The following is a 23,816-nucleotide window of genomic DNA, read 5'->3' on the forward strand; positions in this document are numbered from 1 at the left end:
GCGAGACCGGAGTCACCTCCGCGGGCCGGTTCAGGGCCCTGGCCACCGACTTTGTGCACACGTTCACAAGCGGTACCGTTAAGGAGACCCGGTGACGAATTCCCTCTGAGGAGCAGCGCGTGGCGGCACAGCGAGGCCAGCGGAACGGGGTCGGCGTCCCCCCGCCCGCCCCCACCGCCGCGGAGATCACCACCCCGATCCCCCGGGTCACCGAGGTCCCCGCCGCCCGCGAGCGGGCCCGCGCCATCCCCGAGGCCGCCGTCGCCCGCCTCGCCGTCTACCTGCGCGTGCTGTCCGGCCTGCAGGAGCAGGGCACGGGCTCGGTCTCCAGCGAGGAACTCGCCGTCGCGGCGGGCGTCAACTCCGCCAAGCTGCGCAAAGACCTCTCCTACATCGGGTCCTACGGCACCCGGGGGGTCGGCTACGAGGTGGCCGTCCTGATCGAGGAGATCGAGCGGATCCTCGGTCTTACCAGAAAGCACAGCGTAGCCGTCGTCGGGATCGGTAACCTGGGACACGCCCTGGCCAACTATGGGGGGTTCCCAGGACGAGGGTTTCCCGTGACTGCTCTTTTCGACGTTGATCCCGACCTCGTCGGGGTGCCGGTCGGTGGCCTGCCGGTCGAGCACATCGACGACATCCCGCGCGTGTGCGCCGAGCGCGAAGTCTCCATCGGCGTGATCGCCACACCGCCGCCCGCGGCCCAGGCCGTCTGCGACCGCCTGGTCTCCGCCGGTGTGCAGTGCATCCTCAACTTCGCCCCGGTCGTGCTCCAGGTGCCCGACCACGTCGAGGTCCGCAAGGTCGACCTCGCGGTGGAGCTGCAGGTCCTGTCCTTCCACGTGGCCCGCCGCGCGGACTCCGCCGCCGAGGCGGCAGCGGCCGCGGTCAACGGCGCCCGGCCCCGCGTGAACGGGGTGGTGGTCTCGTGAGCGTCATCGCCGTGGGCATGTCCCACCGCAGCGCCGACGTGCGCCTGCTGGAGCGCGTCACGGTCGCCGCGGCGGACGTGCCGAAGGTGCTCGGCGAGCTGCTGGCCTGCCCGAACGTGGCCGAGGCGGTGCTGGTCTCGACCTGCAACCGGGTCGAGGTCTACGCCGTCGTCGAGGCCTTCCACGCCGGGCTCGCCGACATCGCGGGCGTGCTCTCGCGGCACTCCGGCGCCGACACCGCGCTGCTCTACGACCACCTGTACGTGCACTACGCCGCTGCCGCGGTGCAGCACCTGTTCTCGGTGGCCGCCGGGCTGGACTCGATGGTCGTCGGCGAGTCGCAGATCCTCGGGCAGGTCCGGCTGGCCTATGGCGCCGCCCGCGCGGCGGGCACCGTGGGCAGCACCCTGCACGAGCTGGTCCAGCAGGCGCTGCGGATCGGCAAGCGGGTGCACACCGACACCGGCCTCGACCAGGTCGGCGGCTCGGTGGTGTCCGAGGCGCTGGCCGACGCCGAGGCCGAACTCGGCGGGCTCGCCGGGCGCCGCGCGCTGATCGTCGGCGCGGGCTCCATGGGCGGGCTCTCCGCCGCCGCGCTGCGCCGCGCGGGCATCGGCGAGGTCGTCATCGCCAACCGCACCCCGGCCAACGGCGAACGGCTCGCCGTGTCCCTGCGCGAGCAGGGCGTACCGGCCACCGCCACCGGCCTGGGCGAGCTGCGCGCGCGCATCGCCGACGCGGACGTCGTGGTCTCGTGCACCGGCGCGGTCGGCGCGGTCATCACCGCCGACGCCGTGCCCCCGCGCGCGGACCGGCCGCTGGTCATCTGCGACCTGGGCCTGCCCCGCGACGTGGCCGACGGTGTCGGCGACGTCGACGGCGTGCGGGTGGTCGACCTGGCCAGCCTCCAGCGCAGGCTCACCGACGCGCCGAGCGGGACCGACACCCGCCGCGCGGGCGAGATCGTGGCCGAGGAGGTGCGCGGCTACCTCGCCGCGCAGCGCTCGGCCGAGGTCACCCCGACGGTCACCGCGCTGCGCAGGCGCGCGGCCGAGGTGGTCGACGCCGAGTTGCTGCGGCTGGACGGTCGGCTGCCCGACCTCGACGCCCCCGTGCGCGCGGAACTGGCGCGCACGGTCCGCCGGGTGGTCGACAAGCTCCTGCACACCCCGACGGTCCGGGTGAAGGAACTCGCCTCCGGACCGCAGGGCACCGGGTACGCCGAGGCGCTGCGCGAGCTGTTCCAGCTCGACCCGCACAAGCCCGCGTCGGTGTCCACCCCCGCCGACCCGGTGGGGCACCCCCCAGTCAAGTCCGTTGTGGACGGTGGTAGCTGATGGACCGGATCATCCGGATCGGGACCCGGGGCTCGGCCCTGGCCCTGACGCAGAGCGGCACGATCGCCGACGCGCTGACCCGCGCGGGCGTCCGGGTGGAGGTGGTCACGGTGTCCACCCCCGGCGACCGCTCCTCGGCGCCCATCGCCGAGATCGGGGTCGGCGTGTTCACCTCGGCGCTGCGCGACGCGCTCGCCGACGGCACGGTCGACGTGGCCGTGCACTCCTACAAGGACCTGCCCACCGCGCCCGACCCGCGGTTGTCGCTGGCCGCCGTGCCGCCGCGCGAGGACCCGCGCGACGCGCTGATCGCCCGGGACGGGCTCACCCTCGGTGAGCTGCCGCCCGGCGCGCGCATCGGCACCGGCTCGCCGCGGCGGGCCGCGCAGTTGCGCGCACTCGGGTTCGGCCACGAGATCGTGGCCATCCGGGGCAATGTGGACACCCGCATCGCCATGGTCACCAACGGCGAGTTGGACGCCGTGGTGCTGGCCCGCGCGGGACTGTCCCGACTCGGCAGACTCGCCGAGATCACCGAGACCCTCGACCCGATCCAGATGCTGCCCGCGCCGGCGCAGGGTGCCCTGGCGGTCGAGTGCCGCGTCGACGACGTCGACGTAGAGCACCTTCTCCAGTCCACTGTGGACGACGAAGCCACCCGTGCCGCGGTGGCCGCCGAGCGGGCCATGCTGGCCGCGCTCGAAGCGGGCTGCAGCGCGCCGGTTGGCGCACTGGCCGATGTCGTGGAGGACCTCGACGCCGACGACCGGGTGGTCTACCGCCTGTCGCTGCGCGGGGTAGCCGCGGCGTACGAGGCAGGCGACCCCACCGGGGCCGTCGACCTCATGCGCGCATCGGCCACCGGTGACCTGACCGCTGGAGAGCAGCTCGGCCGCGCGCTGGCCGCCGAGCTGCTGGAACTCGGGGCCGGGGTGCTCTCCGGTCCCGAGGCGTAGTTGATGGGAAGTGGCCTGACATGACCACCCGTGCACGAAAGTCCCCCGGACGCGTCGCCTTCGTGGGCTCCGGCCCCGGTGACGCGGGACTGCTCACCGTCCGCGCCAAGGAACTGCTCGACCGCGCGGAGCTCGTGGTGACCGACCCCGACGTCCCCTCCGGAGTCCTGGCGCTGGCGCGCCCGGGCGCCGAGGTGCGCCCGGCCGTCGGCGAACCGGCCGACGTGGCCAAGGACCTCGTCGCCGAGGCCAAGGCCGGACGCGTCGTGGTCCGCCTGGTCGCGGGCGACCCGCTGACCCACTCCGCGGTGGTGGCCGAGGCCCAGGCCGTGGCCCGCACCAGCGCGGTCTTCGACGTGGTGCCCGGGGTCTCCGCGGCCACCGCGGTCCCGGCCTACGCCGGTATCGCGCTGGGCTCCACGCACACCGAGGTCGACGTCCGCGGCGACATCGACTGGGCGGGCCTGGCCGCGGTGCCCGGCCCGATCGTGCTGCACGCCGGTGCCAGCCACCTGGCCGAGGCGGCGTCCTCGCTGGTCGAACACGGCCTCGCGGCGCAGACCCCGGTCGCGGTGACCGCCGACGGCACCAACACCAGCCAGCGCACCATCGAGACCACCCTGGCCTCGCTCGCCGCCGACGCGGGCGAGATGTCGGGCAGCCTCGTGGTCACCGTGGGCCAGGCCGTGGCGGCGCGGTCCAAGCTGTCGTGGTGGGAGTCGCGCGCGCTCTACGGGTGGCGCGTGCTCGTCCCGCGCACCAAGGACCAGGCCGGGGAGATGAGCGAGCGCCTGCACCTGCACGGCGCCATCCCCAGCGAGGTGCCGACCATCTCGGTCGAACCGCCGCGCAGCCCGGCGCAGATGGAGCGCTCGGTCAAGGGCCTGGTCGACGGCCGCTACCAGTGGGTCATCTTCACCTCCACCAACGCCGTGCGCGCGGTGTGGGAGAAGTTCGCCGAGTTCGGCCTCGACGCCCGCGCGTTCTCCGGCGTGAAGATCGCCTGCGTCGGCGAGGCGACCGCGGAGAAGGTGCGCTCGTTCGGCATCAACCCCGAGCTGGTGCCCTCCGGCGAGCAGTCCAGCGAGGGTCTGCTGGCCGATTTCCCGCCCTACGACGACATACTGGACCCGGTCGAGCGGGTGCTGCTGCCGCGGGCGGACATCGCCACCGAGACCCTGGCCGCCGGTCTGCGCGACCGCGGCTGGGAGATCGACGACGTGACCGCGTACCGCACGGTCCGCGCGGCGCCGCCGCCCGCCGAGACCCGCGAGATGATCAAGACCGGGGGCTTCGACGCGGTGTGCTTCACCTCGTCCTCCACCGTGCGCAACCTGGTGGGCATCGCGGGCAAGCCGCACGCGCGGACCCTGGTGGCCTGCATCGGCCCCAAGACCGCCGAGACGGCCCGCGAGTTCGGCCTGCGGGTCGACGTCCAGCCCGAACACGCGACCGTGCCCGCGCTGGTCGACGCCCTGGCCGAGCACGCGGCCAGGCTCCGCGCGGAAGGGGCGCTACCCCCGCCGCGCAAGACCAAGCGCGCGCGGCGCTAGAGCTACTCGCGGGCGGTGTGCCTCGGCACGCCGCCCGCGCTCGTTCTCCGTCCTGGAAGGGACCGCATAGATGTTCCCCAACCACCGGCCGCGCAGGCTCCGCCGCACCCCGGCGGTGCGGCGCCTGGTCTCCGAGACCGAGGTGCGCCCGCGGCAGCTGCTGCTGCCGATGTTCGTCAAGGAGGGCGCCACCGAGCCCCTGCCGATCGCGAGCATGCCCGGTGTCGTCCAGCACACCCGCGACACGCTGCGCAAGGCCGCCGTCGAGGCGGTCGCGGCCGGGGTGGGCGGGATCATGCTCTTCGGCGTGCCGCAGGTGCGCGACGCGACCGGCTCCGGCGGCATCGACCCGGACGGCGTGCTCAACACGTCCCTGCGCGACCTGCGCGCGGAACTCGGCGACGACACCGTGCTGATGTCGGACCTGTGCCTGGACGAGTTCACCGACCACGGCCACTGCGGCGTGCTCGACGACCACGGCGTGGTCGACAACGACGCCACGCTGGCCATCTACGCCGACATGGCGCTGGCCCAGGCCGACGCGGGCGCCCAATACCTCGGCCCGAGCGGCATGATGGACGGCCAGGTCGGCGTGATCCGCGAGGCGCTGGACGCGGCCGGGCACATCGACACCGGCATCCTCGCCTACTCGGTCAAGTACGCCTCCGCGTTCTTCGGCCCCTTCCGCGACGCCGTGGAGTCGCAGCTCGACGGCGACCGGACCGGCTACCAGCAGGACCCGGCCAACGTGCGCGAGGCGCTGCGGGAGGCGCACCTCGACCTGAACGAGGGCGCGGACATGGTCATGGTCAAGCCCGCCCTGGCCTACCTGGACGTGATCCGCGCGGTGCGGGAGGTCTCGGACGTGCCGGTCGCGGCGTACCAGGTCTCCGGCGAGTACGCGATGGTCGAGGCGGCGGCGGCCAACGGCTGGATCGACCGCAAGCGCGCGGTGCTGGAGTCGCTCACCTCGATCCGCCGCGCGGGCGCGGACGTCATCCTCAGCTACTGGGCCGTGGAGGCCGCGGGCTGGCTGCGGGACTGACCGGTATCTTCGCCGGCATGACGGTCCCGGAAGAACCCCCGGTCATGCCCACCGCCGACGAGGTGGCGGCGCGCGCCGACGCGCCGCGCGTGGTCCGGATCTCGTTCTGGGTCCTGGTCGCCGCCGGGGTCTCCGGGATCGTCGGCGCGGTGCTGTTCCTCGCGCTGCGCGCGGACTGGGCCCGGTTGCGGGTCGAGCGGGCGCCGGAGCTGCGGTTGTCCGACGTGCAGGCGAACGCGACCACGCTGTCCTGGTGGCTGGTCATCGGCACGGTCACCTTCCTCGGGTTCTTCGTGCTGCTGTCGACGCAGGCGCGGCGCGGGGTGCGCAAGGCGCGCACGCTGCTGCTCGTGGTCGGCGTGTTCGCCACGCTGTTCGAGTACTCGATCGGCCGCGTCACCGTGTACGGGCTGTTCAGCGCGCTGCTCACGGTGGTCGGCGTGGGTCTGCTGTTCTTCAAGTCGGCGCGGCCGTTCTACCCCCACGACGGTGAGCGGTGACCCAACCGGTCCTCTACTTCGAGCCGGGGTCGACCTGGTGGCCGGTGCTGTGGGGGCCGGTCTTCGGGGCGGCGGGCGCGGGCGTGGAGAGCCTCACCGGACCGGTGCACTGGTTCGCGTGGTGGCTGGTCGGGTACGCGTTCGCGGGCATGGCCGCGGTCTGGGTGGCCGCGCGCAGGCGGGTCCGGCGGGTGGTGCTGACCCCGGTGACCCTCCAGCAGGGCCGCGAGGTGCTGGAGATCCGGCGGATCGCGCGGGTCGCCGACGTGGGTGTCCCGGTCGGCGCTCGTCCGCTCGGCGGCGGGTGGGCCGTGCCGCGCAAGACGACCGAGATCCCGCTGGAGTTGGACGACGGCACGGTGGTGCTGGCCTGGGCGAGCGCGCCGGAGGAGTTCGCCGAACGCCTCGGGGGATTCGTTCACGAGGTGTGAACTGCGACAACGGCGTGCCGGTACTGCGTCGGTTGGCAGAGCCGAATACTTTTTGACCATGGCTACCAACGATCCCGGTCCCCAGGACGCCCCCCGCTACGAGCCGATGCCGGGTGTGCCGGAGCAGGAACGGCAGACCGCCCCCCGGCCGCGCGCCGTCAACACCTCGTCGGTGCTGTGGTTCGTCAACGCGGCGCTGTACCTGCTCGGCACCGTGCTGACCCTCACGATGGACCACACCTCGCTGCGCGAAGCCGCCCGCAAGAGCCTGGAAGCGGCCAAGGAGCCGGTCACCCCGGAGAAGATCAACCAGTTGGTCGACTTCACCCTGGTCATCAGCGGGGTGATCGCCGCGCTGATCATCGGGTTGACCGTGCTGTTCGTGCTCAAGGTGCGCTCGGGCAAGCAGTGGGGCCGCACGGCGCTGACCGTGCTGGGCGGGCTGCTGATCCTCTACAGCCTGTACTCCGTGTCCGGCGGCGGGGCGAACGTGATCATCGGCATCCTGCCGGTGCTGCTGGTCGGCGGCGGCATCTACCTGCTCTACACGCCGGACGCGAAGGCCTTCCTGGAGGCGGGCCGCCGCCGGTGACCCGGTTCCCGTAAGGGCCCGTTGTACTTGTGCAGAGGGGAAAACCGGCCGACTATGACGCCCGGGTGGACGTGGCGCTCACCTCGTAACAACTGACCGCGCCCGGGCTACATACCTCCCGTGACCGAGCCGAGCCCCACCGCCGAGAACCCGGCCGGATCGACCAGGCCCTTCGCGGTGACCGGCGCGTTAGGTGCCGCGCTGCTCGGCGCCGTCCTGGCGGCCGTGCTGCTGCTCTTGGCCGACCGCCAGCCGAGCTGGTACTTCGGCTGCGGCACCGGGATCTCGGCCGTCGGCGCGCTGCTGCTGGCCTGGCCGCTGCACGCGGGTCGGGGGTGGGCGCGGTGGGGGCTCATCGCCACGGCGCTGGTCGGTGCCCTCTGCGCACCCGCGGCGGCCAACGGGCTCACCGCGTCTGCCGCCCCGTACCTCGGGGGGCTGCTCATCGCCGTCTGGGTGCTGGTGGTGACGCTGCTGTCGCGGCTCGACGCGCGCACCTACTTCGCCGCGCTGCCCGATGCCGGGGCATGAGAAGCTGACCGGCGTGACGCTTGCGGATACCTCCGAGCCCACCCCACCCGGCCTCGGCTGGCCCGCGCGCGAGAGCGCGCTCAACCAGCCCCGCCGCGCGGTGATCGCGGCGGTGGAGCTGGTGGTCGCCGCCGCGCTGGTGTGGCTGGCGCTGTGGCTCTACGGCCGCGGCACGCCCGAGCTGAGCAAGATCGCCGAACGCCCCGACCTGGACTTCCGGCACTACGCGGGCAACTGGATCGGCGGCGCGGTGCTCGCCGGGACGCTCGCGCTCCTGCTGCTGCTCGACGCCGGACGGCAGCTCGCGCTGGCCGTGCGCACCCGCCGCCGCCGGGCGTGAGCGCGGGCACTCTCCCGGGTTTGCGAGACTGGGTGGGTGACACCTGAGGTGCAGGCACACGTGCGCGGCTCGGCCGCCCTGTTCGACCGCGCGAAGTCCGTCATCCCGGGCGGGGTCAACTCGCCGGTCCGGGCCTTCAACGCGGTCGGCGGCACGCCGCGGTTCATGGTCAACGGGCTCGGCGCCTACCTGTGGGACGCCGACGACAACCGCTACGTCGACCTGGTGTCGTCGTGGGGGCCGATGGTCCTGGGCCACGCCCACCCGGCCGTGGTGGAGGCGGTGCGCGCGGCGGCGGTCAACGGGCTGTCGTTCGGCACCCCGACCGCGGGCGAGGTCGACCTGGCCGAGGAGATCATCCGCCGGGTCGCGCCGGTGCGCCGGGTGCGGCTGGTCAACTCCGGCACCGAGGCGACGATGAGCGCCATCCGGCTGGCCCGCGGGTTCACCGGGCGCAAGCGGGTGGTGAAGTTCGCGGGCTGCTACCACGGCCACGTCGACGCGCTGCTCGCCGAGGCGGGCTCCGGCGTCGCGACGCTGGGCCTGCCGACGACCCCGGGGGTGACCGGGGCGCAGGCCGAGGACACGCTGGTGCTGCCGTACAACGACCTCGACGCGGTGCGCGCGGCCTTCGCCGAGCACGGCGACACGATCGCCGCGGTGATCACCGAGGCGGCGGCGGGCAACATGGGCGCGGTCGCCCCCGTCGAGGGGTTCAACCAGGGGCTGCGGGAGATCACCGAGGCGCACGGCGCCCTGCTGATCATGGACGAGGTGATGACCGGCTTCCGCGTCTCCGCGGGTGGTTGGTACGGCCTGGAGGGCGTCGAGGGCGACCTGTACACCTTCGGCAAGGTCATGTCCGGCGGGTTGCCCGCGGCCGCGTTCGGCGGTCGCGAGGACGTCATGGGGCACCTGGCCCCGGCCGGGCCGGTCTACCAGGCGGGCACCCTCTCGGGTAACCCGGTCGCCGTCGCGGCGGGCCTGGCGACGCTGCGGGCCGCCGACGCGGACGTCTACCGGGCGCTGGACGACAACGCCACCCGGCTCGGCGCGCTGCTGACGTCCGCGCTGTCGAAGGCGGGGGTCGCGCACCGCGTGCAGTTCGCGGGGAACCTGGTCAGCGTGTTCTTCACCGAGGACCCGGTGGTCGACTACGCGGGCGCCAAAGCCGCCCAGACCTGGCGGTTCCCGCCGTTCTTCCACGCGCTGCTCGACCAGGGCGTCTACGCCCCGCCGAGCGCGTTCGAGGCGTGGTTCGTCAGCGCGGCCCTGGACGACTCGGCGTTCGAGCAGATCGAGGCGGCCCTGCCCGCGGCGGCCGCCGCCGCGGCGGCCGCCGCCGCGGCGGCCGCGGAGGAGAAGGCGTGAGCACGACGATCGTCCACCTGCTGCGCCACGGCGAGGTGCACAACCCGACGGGGATCCTCTACGGCAGGCTGCCCGGGTTCCACCTGTCGGAGACGGGCAAGCGCCAGGCGCTGACCGTGGCCGAGTACCTGAGCGACCGCGACATCGTGCACGTGGTGGCGTCGCCCCTGCAGCGGGCCCAGGAGACGGCCACCCCGATCGCCGGGTCGCACCGGCTGGAACTGGCCACCGACGACCGGCTGATCGAGTCGGCGAACGTGTTCGAGGGGCAGAAGGTGTCGGTGGGCGACGGGGCGCTGCGGTCGCCGCGCAACTGGCCGCACCTGCGCGACCCGTTCACGCCGTCGTGGGGTGAGCCGTACCTGGAGATCGCCCACCGGATGCTGGGCGCCGCCCACCGCGCCCGCGAGGTGGCGGTCGGCCACGAGGCGGTGTGCGTGTCGCACCAGCTGCCGGTGTGGACGCTGCGCCGCTACCTGGAGGGCAAGCGCCTGTGGCACAACCCCAAGAACCGCCAGTGCTCCCTCGCCTCCCTCACCAGCCTCATCTTCGAAGACGAGCGGCTCGTGGGGTTGCGCTACGCGGAACCCGCGGGCACCAGCGACCCGAAGAACACCGGCGCATGAAGCGGCTCCTCGTCGCCGTGGCCGTCGTGGCGGTCGCGGTGTCGGGCTGCTCCTCCAGCAAGGGGGCGGTGGCCAGCGGCACGGAGTTCGTCTTCGTGTCGCCCGGCGGGCAGACGGACATCACGTACGCGGTCGCCGACCGCAAGCCGCTGCCGGAACTGTCCGGCCCGGACCTGATGGACGAGAACCGGAAACTGTCCCTATCGGACTACCGGGGCAAGGTCGTGGTGCTGAACGTGTGGGGCCAGTGGTGCGGCCCCTGCAGGCTCGAGGCGCCGGAGCTGCAGAAGATCCAGGACGGGTACGGGTCCAGGGGTGTTCAGGTGCTGGGCATCAACTTCCGGGACAACCAGCGTGACGTACCGCAGGACTTCGTGCGGGACCGGAAACTGACGTACCCGTCGATCTTCGACCCACCGGGCCGCTCGCTGCTGGCCCTGAAGGGCTACCCGCGATCGGTGGTGCCCGCGACGTTCGTGATGGACAAGGAAGGCCGCGTCGCCGCTGTCTTCCTGCGCGACCTCTTGGCCGACGACCTCAAACCGGTACTGGACCGCCTCACCGCCGAGTGACGCCGCGCCGGGAACGTGCGTTCGGGGAAGTGTCCGGTGTGACTCAGGCGATGCTGGGGACCTACCCCGCAACGGGTCTCAGCGAGCGGTCCCTACCCTGATCGGGTGGACCCGACGCAGCTGGCTATTTCCGGGCCGCTGCTGGTGGCGGCCGGGGTGTCGTTGTTGGCCGGGCTCGTCTCGTTCGCCTCGCCCTGCGTCGTCCCTTTGGTGCCCGGGTACCTCGCCTACCTGGCCGCGCTGGTCGGGGCCGAGGCGCCCGCGGTCAGTGACGAAGAGGCGCGCAAGCGGGGGCGCTACCGGGTCCTCGGTGCGGTCGGGTTGTTCATCCTCGGCTTCACCGTCGTCTTCGCGGCGACCATCGGCAGCCTGGTGTGGCTGGCCGACGCCCTGCTGATCAACGAGGACCTCCTGCAGCGCATCGGGGGTGTGCTCACCATCGCCATGGCGCTGGTCTTCATCGGGTTGGTCCCCGGCATGCAGAAGGACCTCCGCATCCACAAGACCCCGCGCTTCGGGTTGGCGGGAGCTCCGGTGCTCGGGGGGGTTTTCGCCCTGGGGTGGACGCCGTGCATCGGGCCCACCCTCTCCGGGGTGCTCACCATCGCCGCCTCCACCGGGGGGACGGCGGCGCGCGGGTACCTGCTGGTGGTCGTCTACTGCCTCGGCCTGGGCATCCCGTTCCTCCTGCTCGCCATCGGCGCGGGTTGGGCGGTCCGCGCGACCACCTGGCTGCGGACGCACGGGCGGGCCGTTCAGCTCTTCGGTGGGGGCCTGTTGTTGGTCGTCGGCATCCTGCTGGTGACCGGAGTGTGGGGTGACCTCGTGTCCTGGCTGCGCAACGCCTTCGTCTCCGACTTCACCCCCGCGCTATGAGCGAGACGACCACGCGGCCGAGGCGCTTCCTCGCGTTCGCCCGCAACACCTGGCGCGGGCTCACCTCGATGCGGACAGCGCTGATCCTGCTGTTCCTGCTCGCCCTCGCCGCCATGCCCGGTGCCCTCCTGCCGCAGCGGTCGCTCAACCTGCCCCGCGCGCTGGACTACATCGACTCGCACGGCTGGTGGGGCCGGTTCCTCGACCGCCTCCAGTTCTTCGACGTCTACGCCAGCGTCTGGTTCTCGGCGATCTACCTGCTGCTGTTCATCTCCCTCGTCGGCTGCCTGCTGCCGCGCACCGTCGAGTACGCCAAGGCCATCAAGGCCCAGCCCGTGCTCACCCCGCGCAACCTCACCCGCCTCCCGCACAGCGGCGAGGCCGAGTCCGACGCGACCCCCGACGAGGTCGTGGCGGGCGCTCGGCGGCACCTCAAGGGGTGGCGGGTCCTCGAACGCGAGGAGGAGGACGGTGTCCGCACCGTCAGCGCCGAGCGCGGGTACCTGCGCGAGGCCGGGAACCTCGTCTTCCACTTCGCCATGCTCGGGCTGATCGTGGCACTCGCGGTCGGCAAGATGCTCAACTACGAGGGCCAGGTCATCGTCGTCGCGGACGGGTCCGAGTTCTGCAACTCCGGCACCCTCGGCTACGACTCGTTCAAGCCGGGGCTGCGGGTCGACGGCACCGACCTGGCGCCTTTCTGCGTGCGGGTCAACGGCTTCGACGCCAGCTACCTGCCCAACGGCCAAGCCGAGCAGTTCACCGCCCAGGTCGACTACCAGGCGGGCACCGACCTCGACGACGACCACTGGCAGCCCTACCGCCTCCAGGTCAACGACCCGCTGCGGATCGTCGGTGACCGGGTCTACCTGCTCGGCCACGGCTACGCGCCCACCTTCACCGTCACCTTCCCCGACGGGCAGCGGCGCACCCAGACCATCCAGTGGCGCACGGTCGACGCGCTGACCCTGCTCTCCGAGGGGGCCACCAAGTTCGACCCGCCCGGCGTCACCGACTCCGAGGAGCGGCGCAAGCGGCAGATCGCGGTCACCGGGCTGTTCGCGCCCACCGCGCTCATCGAGGACAAGGTCCTCACCTCCAGCCACCCGCAGCTGACCGACCCCGCGGTCGCCGTCGACGTGATGCGCGGCGACCTGGGCATCGACTCCGGCCGCGGCCAGTCCATCTTCGAGATCGACCAGTCCCTGGTGGACAGCGGCAGGCTCACCCGGGTGGCCAGGGAGAACCTGAAACCCGGCGGCGCCATCACCCTCGACGACGGCACGAAGGTCACCTTCGACGGCGTCCAGCAGTGGGTGTCGTTGCAGGTCTCGCACGACCCCACCCAGCTCTGGGTGCTGGTCAGCGCGGTGCTGATGGTCCTCGGCCTCGGCGTCTCGCTGACCATCAAGCGGCGTCGCGTGTGGGTGCGTGCGACACCGGCGGGGGATGGTCGTACGGTTGTCCGCGTCGGCGGTCTCGCTCGCACCGACCAGGCGGGTTACGGCGAGGAGTTCAACAGGCTCGCAGCACTGCTGCTGGATCCCCGGAGGGATAGCTGATGCCGGTCAACGAGACGCTGGCCAACTACGGCGACTGGCTCTACGGCGCCGCCGCGCTCGTCTACGTCTTCGCCATGGTCCTGTACACGACCGAGCAGGCGTTCACCCGCAAGGCCAAGAGGTCCGAGCAGGCCGAGGCCAAGGTGCTCGTCGGCGCGGGCGCGCCCGCCGAGGTGGCGGACACCCCGAAGATCGGACGCCTCGAGGAGCAGCCGGGCCGGGGCAGGGCCGACCGCGCGGGCCGGATGGCCGTCGCGCTGACCGTGCTCGGCGCGCTGCTGCACCTGACCTCGATCGTGCTGCGCGGTGTGGCCACCGGGCGCGCGCCCTGGGGCAACATGTACGAGTACGGCGCGGCCACCATGTTCGTCGCGGTCGTCACCTGGCTGGTGCTGGTGCGCAAGTTCGACGTGCGCAGGCTCGGCGCGTTCGTGCTCACCCCGGTCGTCATCCTGATGTTCCTCGGCGGCACCGCGCTCTACACCGCCGCCGCCCCCGTGCAGCCCGCACTCCAGTCGTACTGGCTGGTCATCCACGTGGCCGCAGCCATCCTGTCCAGCGGCCTGTTCCTGGTGCCCGGCGTGGTCAGCGTGCTGTACCTCGTCCGGGTGAAGCACGACGCGAACCCGGCCAAGTTCGCCCGCCTCGGCCCGCGCCTGCCGGTCGCCGACGCGCTCGACCGGCTCGCCTACCGCACCACGATCTTCGCCTTCCCGATCTACACCTTCGGCATCATCTGCGGCGCGATCTGGGCCGAGGCCGCCTGGGGCCGGTTCTGGGGCTGGGACCCGAAGGAGACCGTGGCCTTCGTGGCCTGGGTCGTCTACGCCGGTTACCTGCACTCCCGGGCCACCGCGGGCTGGCGCGGCACGCGCGCCGCCGTGATCAACTCGGTGGCCTTCGGCATGGTGGTCTTCAACCTGTTCTTCATCAACCTCGTCATCGCGGGCCTGCACTCGTACGCCAAGTAGGAGCCCGCTCCCCGTTGTTGCTCGCGCACACCGCGTCACCCCCTTCGGTGGGTGGCGCGGTGAGCGACTAACGTCGCAACTGCCCGGGTTGAGTTCGCAGGAGGGGTCACACGCGTGACTGGACGCCATGACGAGTCCGAGGTGGTCTGGCAGCCGCCTGCGGTGACGGAGACCGCGCACGGCGAATTCCAGGGCGAGCAACACGGCGACTTCGGGCCGGATCCCGAGCGCGCCGCGGCACACCTGGCCGACCCCGAACCGGGTCAGCACTCCGCCGACCGACTACCCGCCGTGGCCAACGGCGCGGACGTCATGCGGGTGCCCGAGCAGCAGGCGCCGAAGGACACCGGGTCCGGCGAGGAGCCGACGACCGAGTCGACCGCGCCGCCCGCCCCTTCCGCGCCCGCCGCGGACAGCGCAGACAGCGCGGACAACCCCGACAAGACCAGCGTGGTCAGCCGCGCGGACATCCACCAGCGACCGCCGTCCGGCCCGCAGCGGGTCAACCCGGCCCAGTCCGGTCCGCACGCCGCACCCGCGCACTCCGGTCCGCACCCGGTCGGACCCGGTCACCCGGGCCACTCGGGCCCGCACCCCGGCGCCCCCGGTCCGCACGCGGCGCGACCGGGCCAGGGCGGCCCGTTCCCGGGGCCCCAGCCGCCGCAGCAGCCGTTCCAGCCCGCGCCGTTCGGGGCGAACCAGGCGCCGCCGCTCAACCCGTACGGCCCGAACCCGGGCATCTCCGGCCCGCACCCGGTCGGCCAGCCGGGGTTCCCGGAACCGCAGCGGCCCTACGCCAGCCAGCCCCGGCAGGGCCAGCACGGCGAGGAGCTGTCCTCGGCGCGGCTGCTCAAGCAGACCAAGCGGACGCCGCAGTCGGGCTGGCGCAAGGCGGTCTACGTCGCCTCCGGCCACCTGATCAACGTCGGCGAGAGCCCGGCGGAGATCCGCAGGCGCGAGCTGATCGCCCGGGTCAACCAGCCGCTGCGCGGCTGCTACAAGATCGCGATGCTGAGCCTCAAGGGCGGTGTCGGCAAGACCACGACCACCACCACGCTCGGCTCGACCTTCTCGTCGCTGCGCGGCGACCGGGTGATCGCGGTGGACGCCAACCCCGACCGCGGCACGCTGAGCCAGAAGATCCCGCTGGAGACCACGGCCACCGTGCGGCACCTGCTGCGCGACGCGGGCCGCATCCGCCGCTACAGCGACATCCGCGCCTACACCTCGCAGGGCCCGTCCCGGCTGGAGGTGCTGGCCAGCGAGCAGGACCCGGCGGTGTCGGAGGCGTTCAGCGAGGACGACTACCGGCGCACGGTGGCGCTGCTGGAGCACTTCTACAACATCGTGCTGACCGACTGCGGCACCGGACTCATGCACTCGGCGATGAAGGGCGTGCTCGACCTCGCCGACTCGCTGGTGATCGTGTCCTCGGGCTCGGTCGACGGCGCCCGCAGCGCCTCGGCGACGCTGGACTGGCTCGACGCGCACGGCTACCGCAACCTGGTGGCCCGCTCGGTCGCGGTCATCAACTCGGTGCGGCCCAAGTCGGGTTCGGTCGACCTGGACAAGCTCACGCAGCACTTCGGTGCCCGCTGCCGCGCGGTCTGCCGGATCCCGTTCGACCCGCACCTGGAAGAGGGCGCGGAGATCGAGCTGGAGCGGCTCGGCCCGGAGACCCGACTGGCCCTGCTGGAGATGGCCGCCACAGTCGCGGACGACTTCCCCAGCGGACCGCGTCCGCGATAGCGGTTCTGGTGAAAGCGGGGGAAAGGTAAAGGATCCACCGCACCTCGGCGCTTGGTCCGCCCGGTCGCCGAGTGTGATCCTGCCGACTCCGGTGGACCGGTTCGCGGCGCTGGATCGGATCCAGCTGGATCGGATCCAGCTGGATCGTGCCCGGCCGACGGGCGCCGTGGCGGGATCGCGCCGCGCTGGTCAGCTCTTGGGGTCGTCGCCCGCGTCGCCGCGCTTGCGGTGCTCGTCGAGGCGGCGCAAGAACTCCGGGTCGTCATCGGGGGCGATGGTGCCGCCCTGGCGCGAGGACACGCTCGCGGCCTGCACGCCGAACGCCCGCCACAGCAGTACGCCGACCGTGATCGCGCCGACCGCGGCGAGCAGGTACAACATGCCGGACCACCTTTCCCGAACCCGGACTGGGGTTTCGAGGTTAGCCCGTTTGTCGGGTTCGTGGGGCCGCGCTACCCGCAACGATCACGCACCGAAACCCGGACCGGTGGCCACCGGCCGGGTGTCGGAGCTAACGCTGATCAGGCGTTCTGCTCGGTAGCCTCGGTGGTCAGCTCGGCCAGCAAGGTCTTGACCTCGGACTCGCGGAACCGGCGGTGGCCCCCCGGCGTCCTGATCGACCCGATCCGCCCCGCGGTGGCCCACCGGGTCACGGTCTTGGGGTCGACCCGGAACAGGGCCGCTACCTCACCCGGGGTCAGCAACCGCTCTCCCACGTGCGCAACGGTCATCGCCGCCTCCTCATCAACAGGTGAAACCAGGAGCATCGTGGCACTCCGCCCATCGGGTACTCGAACGGTTGGGTGATAGTAAAGAGGTAGTAAGGGACAAATCGGCCGGTTCGGACACGGCCCGCGCACGCCGTACGCTTGCGCCCCGTGGACACCGTCGATCGCCGCATCATCGCCGCGCTGCGCACCAACGGCCGGGTCACCTACGCCGACCTCGGCCGACAGGTCGGGCTCTCCGCCTCCGCCGTGCACGAGCGCGTCGGCAAGCTGGAGTCGTCCGGCGTCATCACCGGCTACCACGCCCAGGTGGACCCCCGGGCCGTCGGACTCGGGGTGACCGCCCTGGTCAGCATCCACCCCACGGACACCGCCGACGACGAGGAAGTCGCCGACGCGCTGGGGGACCTGCCGGAGGTCGAGTCCTGCTACCGGGTGGCCGGTGATGAGGCGTTCATCGTCAAGGTCCGGGTCGCCACGGTGGACGAACTGGAACGGGCACTAGGCAGGCTACGCCGGATCAAGGGGGTGGCGCGGACGCGTTCGACGGTCGTCCTGTCCACCCGCTTCGAGGGCAGGCCCAACACGGCGGAGGAACTCGAGGGGTAGCCTCGACCCGTGGACGAGGACACCCCGGTGGAGCAGGCGCGCGAGCGCGACTCCGCGCCCGGCACCCTGGGGCGGGACTTGGCCCTCTACACCGTTCTCCGGCTGGTCCTGGCGGCCGCGGTCACGACGGTGCTGGTGCTGTTCGACATCCCCCTGCTGGTGTCCGTCGCGATCGGTCTGGTCGTCGGGTTCCCCCTCGGGCTGCTGCTGTTCCGCGGCCTGAACACCCGGATCACGGCCGGGTTGGCCGTGAAGCACGCCGCCCGCAACGCCGAACGCGCCCGGCTCCGCGCGGAGCTGCGCGGCGAGGGCTAGCGGTCCGTCCAGGCGTGTTCCACCTGGCTCGGCCGTGCGCGCGACCGGCGGTTGGCTTGCCGCAAAACCGCAGGTAGACCAGAATGTTGGTACATGAGCGCCCTGGATCGCGGCTGTGCCAAGACTCGCGCCTGGGTCTGCGAGGCGGTGCGCATCATCGAGGCGGACGCGAACCGCAGCGCGGACACCCACCTGCTGCCGTTCCCGCTCCCCGCGCACTGGAACGTCCACCTGTACCTCAAGGACGAGTCCACGCACCCCACGGGATCGCTCAAGCACCGCCTGGCGCGGTCGCTGTTCCTCTACGCGCTGTGCAACGGGTGGATCGTCGAGGGCACGCCGGTGATCGAGGCCTCATCGGGGTCGACGGCCGTCTCCGAGGCCTATTTCGCCCGGCTGCTGGGCCTGCCGTTCATCGCGGTGATGCCGCGCACGACCAGCCCGGAGAAGATCCACCTCATCGAGCGCCAGGGCGGCCGGTGCCACTTCGTCGACGAACCCGGCGGCATCTACAGCGAGTCCCGCCGGTTGGCCGACGAACTCGGCGGGCACTTCCTCGACCAGTTCACCAACGCCGAGCGGGCCACCGACTGGCGCGGCAACAACAACATCGCCGAGTCGATCTTCGAGCAGATGGCCAGGGAACCGCACCCGGAGCCCGCGTGGGTCGTCGTCGGCGCGGGGACCGGCGGGACCAGCGCCACCATCGGCCGCTACATCCGCTACCGCAAGCTCGACACCCACCTGGCCGTAGTCGACCCGGAGAACTCGGTGTTCTTCGACGCCTGGCGCGACACCGAGCCCGGGCTGACCGGCTGCCGGGGCTCGCGGATCGAGGGCATCGGGCGGCCCCGGGTGGAGCCGTCGTTCCTCGGGCAGGTCATCGACCGGATGGTGAAGGTGCCGGACGCGGCGTCCATCGCGGTGATCCGGCGGGTCGAGCGGGTGCTGGGGCGGCGCGTCGGCGGGTCGACCGGCACGAACCTGTGGGGCGCCTTCCAACTCGTCGCCGAACTGCGCGCGGCCGGGGAGTCCGGCAGCGTTGTCACGCTGCTGTGCGACGGCGGCGAGCGCTACTCGCACACCTACTACGACGACGCGTGGATCGCGGCCCAGGGCATGGATCTGGCGCCCCACGACCGCGTGCTCGACGAGTTCCTCGAGACCGGCGCCTGGGTCAGCTGAAGCCCAGCGCCACGCCGGTCACCACACCCCAGGCCAGCATGGCGAGCCCGGTCTCCTTCAGCACCGGGATCAGGCCGAGACCGGTCTGACCGCCGCCGACCTTGCGCACCGCCGGGACCACCAGCGCCGCCGCGACCAAGCCGACCAGCGCCCACGGCGTGACGAACGCCGCCGCCGCGCTGACCGCGAACGGGACGGCGACCAGCACCTCGTAGAGCACCCGGGTGCGCGTCTCGCCCAACCGCACGGCCAGCGTGTGCTTGCCCGCCACGCGGTCGGTCGGGGCGTCGCGCAGGTTGTTGGCGACCAGGATCGCCGCGGAGAACGAACCCATGGCGACCGCGCCCGCCAGGCCCAGCCAGGTCACCCGGCCCGCCTGCACGAACTGCGTGCCCAGCACCGCGACCAAGCCGAAGAACAGGAACACCGCGATCTCGCCGAGGCCGGAGTAGCCGTACGGGTGCTTGCCGCCGGTGTAGAACCAGGCGCCGAGCACGCAGACCACCCCGATGGAGATCATCCACCAGGTGCCCGCCACGGCCACCAGCGCGAGCCCGGCCAGCGAGCCGAGGCCGAAGCAGGCGAACGCCGCCGCCTTCACCGCGCTCGCGGGCGCCGCGCCGGACCCGACCAGGCGCAGCGGCCCGACCCGGTCGGCGTCGGTGCCGCGGATGCCGTCGGAGTAGTCGTTGGCGTAGTTCACCCCGACCTGGAACGCCAGCGCCACCAGCAGGGCCAGCAGGGTGCGGCCCCAGGAGAACGCGCCGACCGCGCCCGCCGCGCCCGCGCCGACCAGGACCGGTGCCACCGAGTTCGGCAGGGTTCGCACCCGCGCGCCTTGGACCCACTCCGCGACTGTCGCCATCGCACCATCTTCATCGATCCCGGGTGCGACCGGTGGCGCCGCCCGGTGAGGGGCTTGTCACGTCCGGTGGCGGATCCACACGTTCGGCTCGACGTAGACCGCGTAGTCGTGCTCGACCGCGCAGTTCACCGGTACGAGCGCGCCCGGCACGGCGACCGGGCCGGTCTCGTCGAACGGCAGACCGGTCCAGTCCCGCCACTGCGCGAGCGTCCCGGCGATGGTCATCGAGGTGGGCGCCACGGACTCGAGCACGCCGCCCGCCCGGACGTGCACCCGCAGCCACGGGTCGAACGGCAGGCCGTCGTCCCGGGTCCGGTGCGCGTACTCGGTCATCGGCACGTCCTGGTGCGCGGCCTTGGCGCTGGGCCGGACCGGGGCGACCAGGGTGTCGAAGCCGAGCCTGCGGGTGTTGTCCCGCATGGCCCCCAGCAGCACCCCGGACAGGCCGCTGCCGCGCAGGTCCGGGCGGATGCTGATCTCGATCGCGGAGACCAGGTTCGCCGCCCGGCCCGCCAGCCGGTCCAGCGCGGCGCGCAGGATGACCCGGTCCCACCCGTCCGGGGGCAGGTCGTCCTCCCAGTGCACCGGGACGCTGTAGGCCTGCGCCACGGCCCGGTCCGGGTCGGCGCGGTCGTAGGCCAGCAGCACGTACTCGGCGTAGTACTCGCTCACGGCGTTGTAGTAGAACCCGCTGGTCGGGTCGTGCTTCATGAACTCCGGCCAGCCGCCGGGGAAGGCGGTCATCCACGGGGCCAGGTCCGGGCGTTCGGCGAGGGTGACGATGGCGAGGTCCACGATCAGCGGACGCTACCGAGCGGGCTTCGGCGCATCCAGCGAGATTCCGCGGGCGGGTGCTACCGAGCGGGCTCCGGCTCATCCAGCGAGATCCCGTTGGCCGCGGCCCGCATGGTCTCCGGCGACGGGGGCTGCCCGGGGGTGTCGGTGGCGAGCCGCATGCAACTGTCGATGAACGGGCGCATGCGCGTCTCGCAGGCGGCGAACGCGGTTTCGAGGCCCGCGGCGGACAGGTCCGTCTTGGCCAGTTCGGCGGCCAGCAGGTACGCGCCGACCAGCGCCAGGCTGGTGCCCTGCCCGCTGAGCGGGGATGGGCAGTAGCCCGCGTCGCCGACCAGGGTGACCCGGCCGCGCGACCAGGTGTCCATCTTGATCTGGCTGAACGAGTCGAAGTGGAAGTCCGGGGCGGTCCACATGGCGCGCAGCAGCGCCGGGGTCTCCCAGCCCGTGTTGTCGGCGAACCGCGCGGCCACCAGCTCGCGCTGGGCGTCGACGTCGCGGAAGTCGTAGTCGATGTCCGTGCCCTCGAAGCCGAGCATGCCGCGGGCCTCGGTGTTGTCCCGCGCGCTGTAGATGCCGACCATGGTGCCCTCCGCCTGGTGGAAGGTCTGCCAGTGGTCGAGGTCGAGGTGGTTGTCCAGGCTGAACATGGCCACGTAGGTGCCCAGGTCGCTGCGGAACCGGGACTCCTCGCCGAAGGTGAGCGCGCGGACCCGGGAGTGCAGGCCGTCGGCGCCCACGACCAGGTCGAACTCGCGGGACTCGGCGTGCTCGAAGGTGACCACGGCGCGGTCGCCGCTCTGGTCGATACCGGTGATGGTGTCGCCGAAGAGGTACTCGACCCGGTCGGCGGTGGCGCTGTGCAGCAGTTCGGCGAGGTCGTCGCGGAGGATCTCGATGTCGGGGCTGTCGATGACGCCGCCGGTCAGGGTCTCCTCGGTGGAGCTCATCAGGACGTTGCCCTCGGCGTCCACGAAGGACATCCCGCGCATCTTGGTGTGCAGGGCCGCGACTTCGGGGTGTAGGCCCATCCGCTCGACGACCTGGAGCGCGGTCCCCCGGATGTCCACCGCCTGGCCGCCGCGCCGCAGCGCGGGAGCCCGCTCGACGACGGTAACGGTCCAGCCGGTGCGCTGGAGCCAGTAGGCCACGGCCGGTCCGGCGATGCTGGCCCCGGAGATGAGTGCGGTAGGCATGTCGATTTCCCCCTGCGGGTTGTGCTCCTGCGGTCCGTCCCGCAAGCTGTGTTTACAACGTACATACAGATGTCTAGCCTAGTCAATGGTAAAGTTTTGCCCACGCTGTACTAGTACAGGAGATGTGTATGGAACCGCCGTACCGCCGGGTGGCCGCCGACCTGCGCGGGCGCATCGCCGCAGGGGAGCTGAACCCGGGTGACCGCGTGCCGTCGACCCGGCAGATCACCCGCGACTGGGGCGTCGCGCTCGCCACCGCGACGAAGGCGTTGCAGGTGCTCACGCAAGAGGGGCTGGTCCACGCCGTGCCCAGGGTCGGCACCGTGGTCACCGATCCCGCCGCGCGGCCGGTGGAACGCGCGGAACCGGAGGGGCTGACCAGGGCCCGGGTCGTCGCGGCGGCCATGGAGATCGCCGACACCCAGGGCCTGGCCGGTCTGTCCATGCGCGCGGTGGCGGCGAAGCTGGGCGTGGCGGCCATGGCGCCGTACCGCTACGTCGACAGCAAGGAAGACCTGATCCTGCTGATGATGGACGAGTCGATGGGCGAGGCGGTGTTCCCGGAAGGGGCGCCGCGGTCCTGGCGGGCGGGCCTGGAACTGGCCGCCCGCCAGCAGTGGCGGATGTTCCGCAGGCACCCGTGGCTGGCCCAGGTGTTCTCCCTGACGCGACCGCAGATCCTGCCGAAAGGGCTGCGCCAGGCCGAGTGGACGATGACCGCGCTCGCCGCCTTGAACCTGCCGAAGGACGAGAAGTTCCACGTCTACGTGACGATGTTCAACTACGTGCGCGGCACCGCGGTGAACCTGGAGTGGGAGCGTGAGGCCGAGGAGCAGACGGGCCTGACCGACGACGAGTGGATGTCCCAGAACGAGGGCGAGTTCGTACGACTGCTGTCTTCGGGCGACTACCCGGTTTTCGCCGCCATGGTCCAGGACTTCGACTACGACATGCGCCTGGACAACCTCTTCGAGTTCGGCCTGCTCCGCATGCTCGACGGGTTGACGGAGTACTTCCGGCAGGTCGGCGCGGTCAGTCCCGAGCCAGGAGCGTGACGACCGCCGCTCTGTCCACTTTGCCCGGTCCGCGTTGGGGAAGTGTTGGGAACACGCGGATCGGGCGGGGAACCGCAGGCGCGCCGAGTTCCGCGCGGACCGCGTCGGTCAGTGGTGCCAAGGGAATCGGCGCGGTGGTGACGACCGCGGCGGCGACGCGCTGACCCCACTCCGGGTCCGGGAGGCCGACGACGCACGCCTCGACGACACCCGGCTGCGCGGTCAGCACGCGTTCCACGGCGGCTGGGGAGACCTTCTCGCCGCCGGTGTTGATGACGTCGTCGGCGCGGCCGTGCACCGCCAGCACGCCGTCGGTCAGGGTGCCGAGGTCGGAGGTGCGGAACCAACCGCAGGCGAAGTCGGGGGACTCGGGGTCGAGGCGGTAGCCGTGGGCGAGGGTGGGGCCACCCAACTCGACGCGGTCGTCGGTGATGCGGACCTGGACGCCGTCGAGGGGCCTGCCGTCGTAGACGCAGCCGCCCGCGGTCTCGGACATGCCGTAGGTGGTCACGACCGCGACCCCCGCCTCCCGGGCGCGGGCCAGGGTCGTCGGCGCGGTGGCGGCCCCGCCGACCAGGACGGCGTCGAAGGCGCGCAAGGCGGCCAGCGCGTCGCCGCCCTCGGTGAGCAGCCTGGTCAGCTGGGTGGGGACGAGCGCGGTGTAGCGCGGGCCGGTCGCGGTCAGCACGTCGGCGGCGGCCTCCACGAACGGCCGCCCCCGGAAGCCGCCCGCGGGCAGGACCGCCAACGGGGTCCCGGCCAGCAGCGAGCGCACCACGACCTGCACGCCCGCGATGTGGTGGGCGGGCACGGCCAGCAGCCACGTGCCCGCGCCGCCCAACCGGCGGTGGGTCGCCTCGGCCGAAGCCCGCAGCGCCGTCGCCGACAGCAGCACGCCCTTCGGCGCGCCCGTGGACCCGGACGTGCGCACGATCAAGGCCGTACCGGGTTCGACCGGCAGGTCCGGCCGCAGGTCCGCGTCCGACTCGCCGGGACCGAGCGGCAGCACGGTGCCCGGTGCCGCGTCCAGCAGCGCCGCGCGCAGGGCGTCCGCCAGGGCGCGGACCGATCCGGGGCCGCCATCGAGGACAAGTGTGCGCACAGGGTCAATCCTGGCAGTCGGC

General features: G+C 72.4%; 27 protein-coding genes. 21 read left to right on the plus strand and 6 right to left on the minus strand.

Annotation, left to right across the window (positions count from 1 at the left end; all coding sequences use genetic code 11):
• Positions 1 to 119 precede the first annotated feature (119 nt).
• From CLV40_RS06140 to CLV40_RS06220, 17 genes are all read left to right on the plus strand, one after another.
• Positions 120 to 932 carry a redox-sensing transcriptional repressor Rex gene (locus tag CLV40_RS06140; RefSeq protein WP_104477873.1) on the plus strand — a complete coding sequence of 271 codons (813 nt, stop codon included), beginning with the start codon at positions 120 to 122 and terminating at the stop codon, positions 930 to 932.
• A complete protein-coding gene (locus tag CLV40_RS06145) occupies positions 929 to 2,269 on the plus strand; it encodes a glutamyl-tRNA reductase (RefSeq protein WP_104477874.1) in 1,341 nt (446 codons plus the stop codon). Before CLV40_RS06140 ends, CLV40_RS06145 begins: the two co-directional genes overlap by 4 nt.
• Complete coding sequence (hemC, locus tag CLV40_RS06150; protein WP_104477875.1) at positions 2,269 to 3,225, plus strand: hydroxymethylbilane synthase; 957 nt, start codon at positions 2,269 to 2,271, stop codon at positions 3,223 to 3,225. Before CLV40_RS06145 ends, hemC begins: the two co-directional genes overlap by 1 nt.
• A 20-nt stretch (positions 3,226 to 3,245) precedes the next feature.
• Entirely contained in the window at positions 3,246 to 4,778 is a 1,533-nt protein-coding gene (locus CLV40_RS06155) for a bifunctional uroporphyrinogen-III C-methyltransferase/uroporphyrinogen-III synthase (protein WP_104477876.1), read from the plus strand.
• A gap of 70 nt (positions 4,779 to 4,848) precedes the next feature.
• Positions 4,849 to 5,823, plus strand: a complete 975-nt coding sequence (gene hemB, locus CLV40_RS06160) for a porphobilinogen synthase (protein ID WP_104477877.1) — start codon at positions 4,849 to 4,851, stop codon at positions 5,821 to 5,823.
• Between the two features lie 17 nt (positions 5,824 to 5,840).
• Entirely contained in the window at positions 5,841 to 6,323 is a 483-nt protein-coding gene (locus tag CLV40_RS06165; RefSeq protein WP_104477878.1) for a hypothetical protein, read from the plus strand.
• Positions 6,320 to 6,754: a hypothetical protein gene (locus CLV40_RS06170; protein ID WP_104477879.1), complete on the plus strand. Its 435-nt coding sequence runs from the start codon at positions 6,320 to 6,322 to the stop codon at positions 6,752 to 6,754. Before CLV40_RS06165 ends, CLV40_RS06170 begins: the two co-directional genes overlap by 4 nt.
• A 58-nt stretch (positions 6,755 to 6,812) precedes the next feature.
• The gene (locus tag CLV40_RS06175) at positions 6,813 to 7,346 is read left to right on the plus strand and encodes a hypothetical protein (protein ID WP_146107947.1); all 534 of its coding nucleotides are present in this window, start codon (positions 6,813 to 6,815) and stop codon (positions 7,344 to 7,346) included.
• Between the two features lie 120 nt (positions 7,347 to 7,466).
• Positions 7,467 to 7,877, plus strand: a complete 411-nt coding sequence (locus tag CLV40_RS06180) for a hypothetical protein (RefSeq protein ID WP_104477881.1) — start codon at positions 7,467 to 7,469, stop codon at positions 7,875 to 7,877.
• A gap of 13 nt (positions 7,878 to 7,890) precedes the next feature.
• Positions 7,891 to 8,217, plus strand: coding sequence for a hypothetical protein (locus CLV40_RS06185; protein ID WP_146107948.1), 327 nt, complete (start codon positions 7,891 to 7,893; stop codon positions 8,215 to 8,217).
• A 36-nt stretch (positions 8,218 to 8,253) separates the two neighbouring features.
• On the plus strand, positions 8,254 to 9,588 hold the full coding sequence (gene hemL, locus CLV40_RS06190) for a glutamate-1-semialdehyde 2,1-aminomutase (RefSeq protein WP_245931138.1): 1,335 nt from the start codon (positions 8,254 to 8,256) through the stop codon (positions 9,586 to 9,588).
• Positions 9,585 to 10,214: a histidine phosphatase family protein gene (locus CLV40_RS06195; protein WP_104477884.1), complete on the plus strand. Its 630-nt coding sequence runs from the start codon at positions 9,585 to 9,587 to the stop codon at positions 10,212 to 10,214. The genes hemL and CLV40_RS06195 overlap by 4 nt, the downstream gene beginning before the upstream one ends.
• A complete protein-coding gene (locus CLV40_RS06200; RefSeq protein WP_104477885.1) occupies positions 10,211 to 10,786 on the plus strand; it encodes a TlpA family protein disulfide reductase in 576 nt (191 codons plus the stop codon). Before CLV40_RS06195 ends, CLV40_RS06200 begins: the two co-directional genes overlap by 4 nt.
• A gap of 105 nt (positions 10,787 to 10,891) precedes the next feature.
• On the plus strand, positions 10,892 to 11,662 hold the full coding sequence (locus CLV40_RS06205; RefSeq protein WP_104477886.1) for a cytochrome c biogenesis CcdA family protein: 771 nt from the start codon (positions 10,892 to 10,894) through the stop codon (positions 11,660 to 11,662).
• On the plus strand, positions 11,659 to 13,224 hold the full coding sequence (gene resB / locus CLV40_RS06210) for a cytochrome c biogenesis protein ResB (protein WP_104477887.1): 1,566 nt from the start codon (positions 11,659 to 11,661) through the stop codon (positions 13,222 to 13,224). Before CLV40_RS06205 ends, resB begins: the two co-directional genes overlap by 4 nt.
• On the plus strand, positions 13,224 to 14,195 hold the full coding sequence (gene ccsB / locus CLV40_RS06215; RefSeq protein WP_104477888.1) for a c-type cytochrome biogenesis protein CcsB: 972 nt from the start codon (positions 13,224 to 13,226) through the stop codon (positions 14,193 to 14,195). The genes resB and ccsB overlap by 1 nt, the downstream gene beginning before the upstream one ends.
• Before the next feature lie 114 nt (positions 14,196 to 14,309).
• Complete coding sequence (locus CLV40_RS06220) at positions 14,310 to 15,944, plus strand: nucleotide-binding protein (protein ID WP_104477889.1); 1,635 nt, start codon at positions 14,310 to 14,312, stop codon at positions 15,942 to 15,944.
• Between the two features lie 189 nt (positions 15,945 to 16,133).
• On the opposite strand, the gene CLV40_RS06225 is transcribed toward CLV40_RS06220, so the two are convergent.
• A complete protein-coding gene (locus CLV40_RS06225; protein WP_104477890.1) occupies positions 16,134 to 16,325 on the minus strand; it encodes a hypothetical protein in 192 nt (63 codons plus the stop codon).
• A gap of 140 nt (positions 16,326 to 16,465) precedes the next feature.
• A complete protein-coding gene (locus tag CLV40_RS06230) occupies positions 16,466 to 16,675 on the minus strand; it encodes a BldC family transcriptional regulator (RefSeq protein WP_104477891.1) in 210 nt (69 codons plus the stop codon).
• Positions 16,676 to 16,822: 147 nt separating this feature from the next.
• On the opposite strand from CLV40_RS06230, the gene CLV40_RS06235 reads away from it, so the two are divergent.
• The 3 genes from CLV40_RS06235 to cds1 all read left to right on the plus strand — a co-directional run bounded on the left by CLV40_RS06235 (position 16,823) and on the right by cds1 (position 18,781).
• Positions 16,823 to 17,281, plus strand: coding sequence for an Lrp/AsnC family transcriptional regulator (locus CLV40_RS06235; RefSeq protein WP_104477892.1), 459 nt, complete (start codon positions 16,823 to 16,825; stop codon positions 17,279 to 17,281).
• A gap of 9 nt (positions 17,282 to 17,290) precedes the next feature.
• Complete coding sequence (locus CLV40_RS06240; RefSeq protein ID WP_245931139.1) at positions 17,291 to 17,596, plus strand: DUF4229 domain-containing protein; 306 nt, start codon at positions 17,291 to 17,293, stop codon at positions 17,594 to 17,596.
• A 93-nt stretch (positions 17,597 to 17,689) separates the two neighbouring features.
• The gene (cds1, locus tag CLV40_RS06245; protein ID WP_104477893.1) at positions 17,690 to 18,781 is read left to right on the plus strand and encodes an L-cysteine desulfhydrase Cds1; all 1,092 of its coding nucleotides are present in this window, start codon (positions 17,690 to 17,692) and stop codon (positions 18,779 to 18,781) included.
• On the opposite strand, the gene CLV40_RS06250 is transcribed toward cds1, so the two are convergent.
• Genes CLV40_RS06250 through CLV40_RS06260 form a run of 3 tightly spaced genes read right to left on the minus strand, consistent with a single transcriptional unit; the run spans position 18,774 to position 21,637 of the window.
• Positions 18,774 to 19,646, minus strand: a complete 873-nt coding sequence (locus CLV40_RS06250; protein ID WP_104477894.1) for a 1,4-dihydroxy-2-naphthoate polyprenyltransferase — start codon at positions 19,644 to 19,646, stop codon at positions 18,774 to 18,776. The genes cds1 and CLV40_RS06250 overlap by 8 nt on opposite strands.
• A 57-nt stretch (positions 19,647 to 19,703) precedes the next feature.
• Complete coding sequence (locus CLV40_RS06255) at positions 19,704 to 20,441, minus strand: N-acetyltransferase (RefSeq protein WP_104477895.1); 738 nt, start codon at positions 20,439 to 20,441, stop codon at positions 19,704 to 19,706.
• Between the two features lie 59 nt (positions 20,442 to 20,500).
• Entirely contained in the window at positions 20,501 to 21,637 is a 1,137-nt protein-coding gene (locus tag CLV40_RS06260; protein ID WP_104477896.1) for an FAD-dependent monooxygenase, read from the minus strand.
• A 128-nt stretch (positions 21,638 to 21,765) separates the two neighbouring features.
• Between CLV40_RS06260 and CLV40_RS06265 the strand changes: the two genes are divergently transcribed.
• Positions 21,766 to 22,692 (plus strand): TetR/AcrR family transcriptional regulator C-terminal domain-containing protein, encoded by a 927-nt coding sequence (locus CLV40_RS06265; protein WP_104477897.1) that lies wholly within the window; start codon positions 21,766 to 21,768, stop codon positions 22,690 to 22,692.
• Here the strand turns inward: CLV40_RS06265 and menE are convergent.
• Entirely contained in the window at positions 22,670 to 23,794 is a 1,125-nt protein-coding gene (gene menE / locus CLV40_RS06270; RefSeq protein ID WP_104477898.1) for an o-succinylbenzoate--CoA ligase, read from the minus strand. The two genes, CLV40_RS06265 and menE, sit on opposite strands and share 23 nt — an antisense overlap.
• Positions 23,795 to 23,816 lie beyond the last annotated feature (22 nt).

It is taken from the genome of Actinokineospora auranticolor (genome assembly GCF_002934265.1).
Taxonomy (GTDB): Bacteria; Actinomycetota; Actinomycetes; order Mycobacteriales; family Pseudonocardiaceae; genus Actinokineospora; species Actinokineospora auranticolor.

Excerpts from the sequence above, each read along its gene's own strand:
- CLV40_RS06250 (WP_104477894.1), bottom strand. The coding sequence starts at position 19,646 with ATGGCGACAGTCGCGGAGTGGGTCCAAGGCGCGCGGGTGCGAACCCTG.
- CLV40_RS06175 (WP_146107947.1), top strand. The coding sequence starts at position 6,813 with ATGGCTACCAACGATCCCGGTCCCCAGGACGCCCCCCGCTACGAGCCG.
- CLV40_RS06225 (WP_104477890.1), bottom strand. The coding sequence starts at position 16,325 with ATGTTGTACCTGCTCGCCGCGGTCGGCGCGATCACGGTCGGCGTACTG.
- CLV40_RS06165 (WP_104477878.1), top strand. The coding sequence starts at position 5,841 with ATGACGGTCCCGGAAGAACCCCCGGTCATGCCCACCGCCGACGAGGTG.
- CLV40_RS06265 (WP_104477897.1), top strand. The coding sequence starts at position 21,766 with ATGGAACCGCCGTACCGCCGGGTGGCCGCCGACCTGCGCGGGCGCATC.
- CLV40_RS06155 (WP_104477876.1), top strand. The coding sequence starts at position 3,246 with ATGACCACCCGTGCACGAAAGTCCCCCGGACGCGTCGCCTTCGTGGGC.
- resB (WP_104477887.1), top strand. The coding sequence starts at position 11,659 with ATGAGCGAGACGACCACGCGGCCGAGGCGCTTCCTCGCGTTCGCCCGC.
- CLV40_RS06260 (WP_104477896.1), bottom strand. The coding sequence starts at position 21,637 with ATGCCTACCGCACTCATCTCCGGGGCCAGCATCGCCGGACCGGCCGTG.
- cds1 (WP_104477893.1), top strand. The coding sequence starts at position 17,690 with ATGAGCGCCCTGGATCGCGGCTGTGCCAAGACTCGCGCCTGGGTCTGC.
- hemC (WP_104477875.1), top strand. The coding sequence starts at position 2,269 with ATGGACCGGATCATCCGGATCGGGACCCGGGGCTCGGCCCTGGCCCTG.
- hemB (WP_104477877.1), top strand. The coding sequence starts at position 4,849 with ATGTTCCCCAACCACCGGCCGCGCAGGCTCCGCCGCACCCCGGCGGTG.
- ccsB (WP_104477888.1), top strand. The coding sequence starts at position 13,224 with ATGCCGGTCAACGAGACGCTGGCCAACTACGGCGACTGGCTCTACGGC.
- CLV40_RS06230 (WP_104477891.1), bottom strand. The coding sequence starts at position 16,675 with ATGACCGTTGCGCACGTGGGAGAGCGGTTGCTGACCCCGGGTGAGGTA.
- CLV40_RS06200 (WP_104477885.1), top strand. The coding sequence starts at position 10,211 with ATGAAGCGGCTCCTCGTCGCCGTGGCCGTCGTGGCGGTCGCGGTGTCG.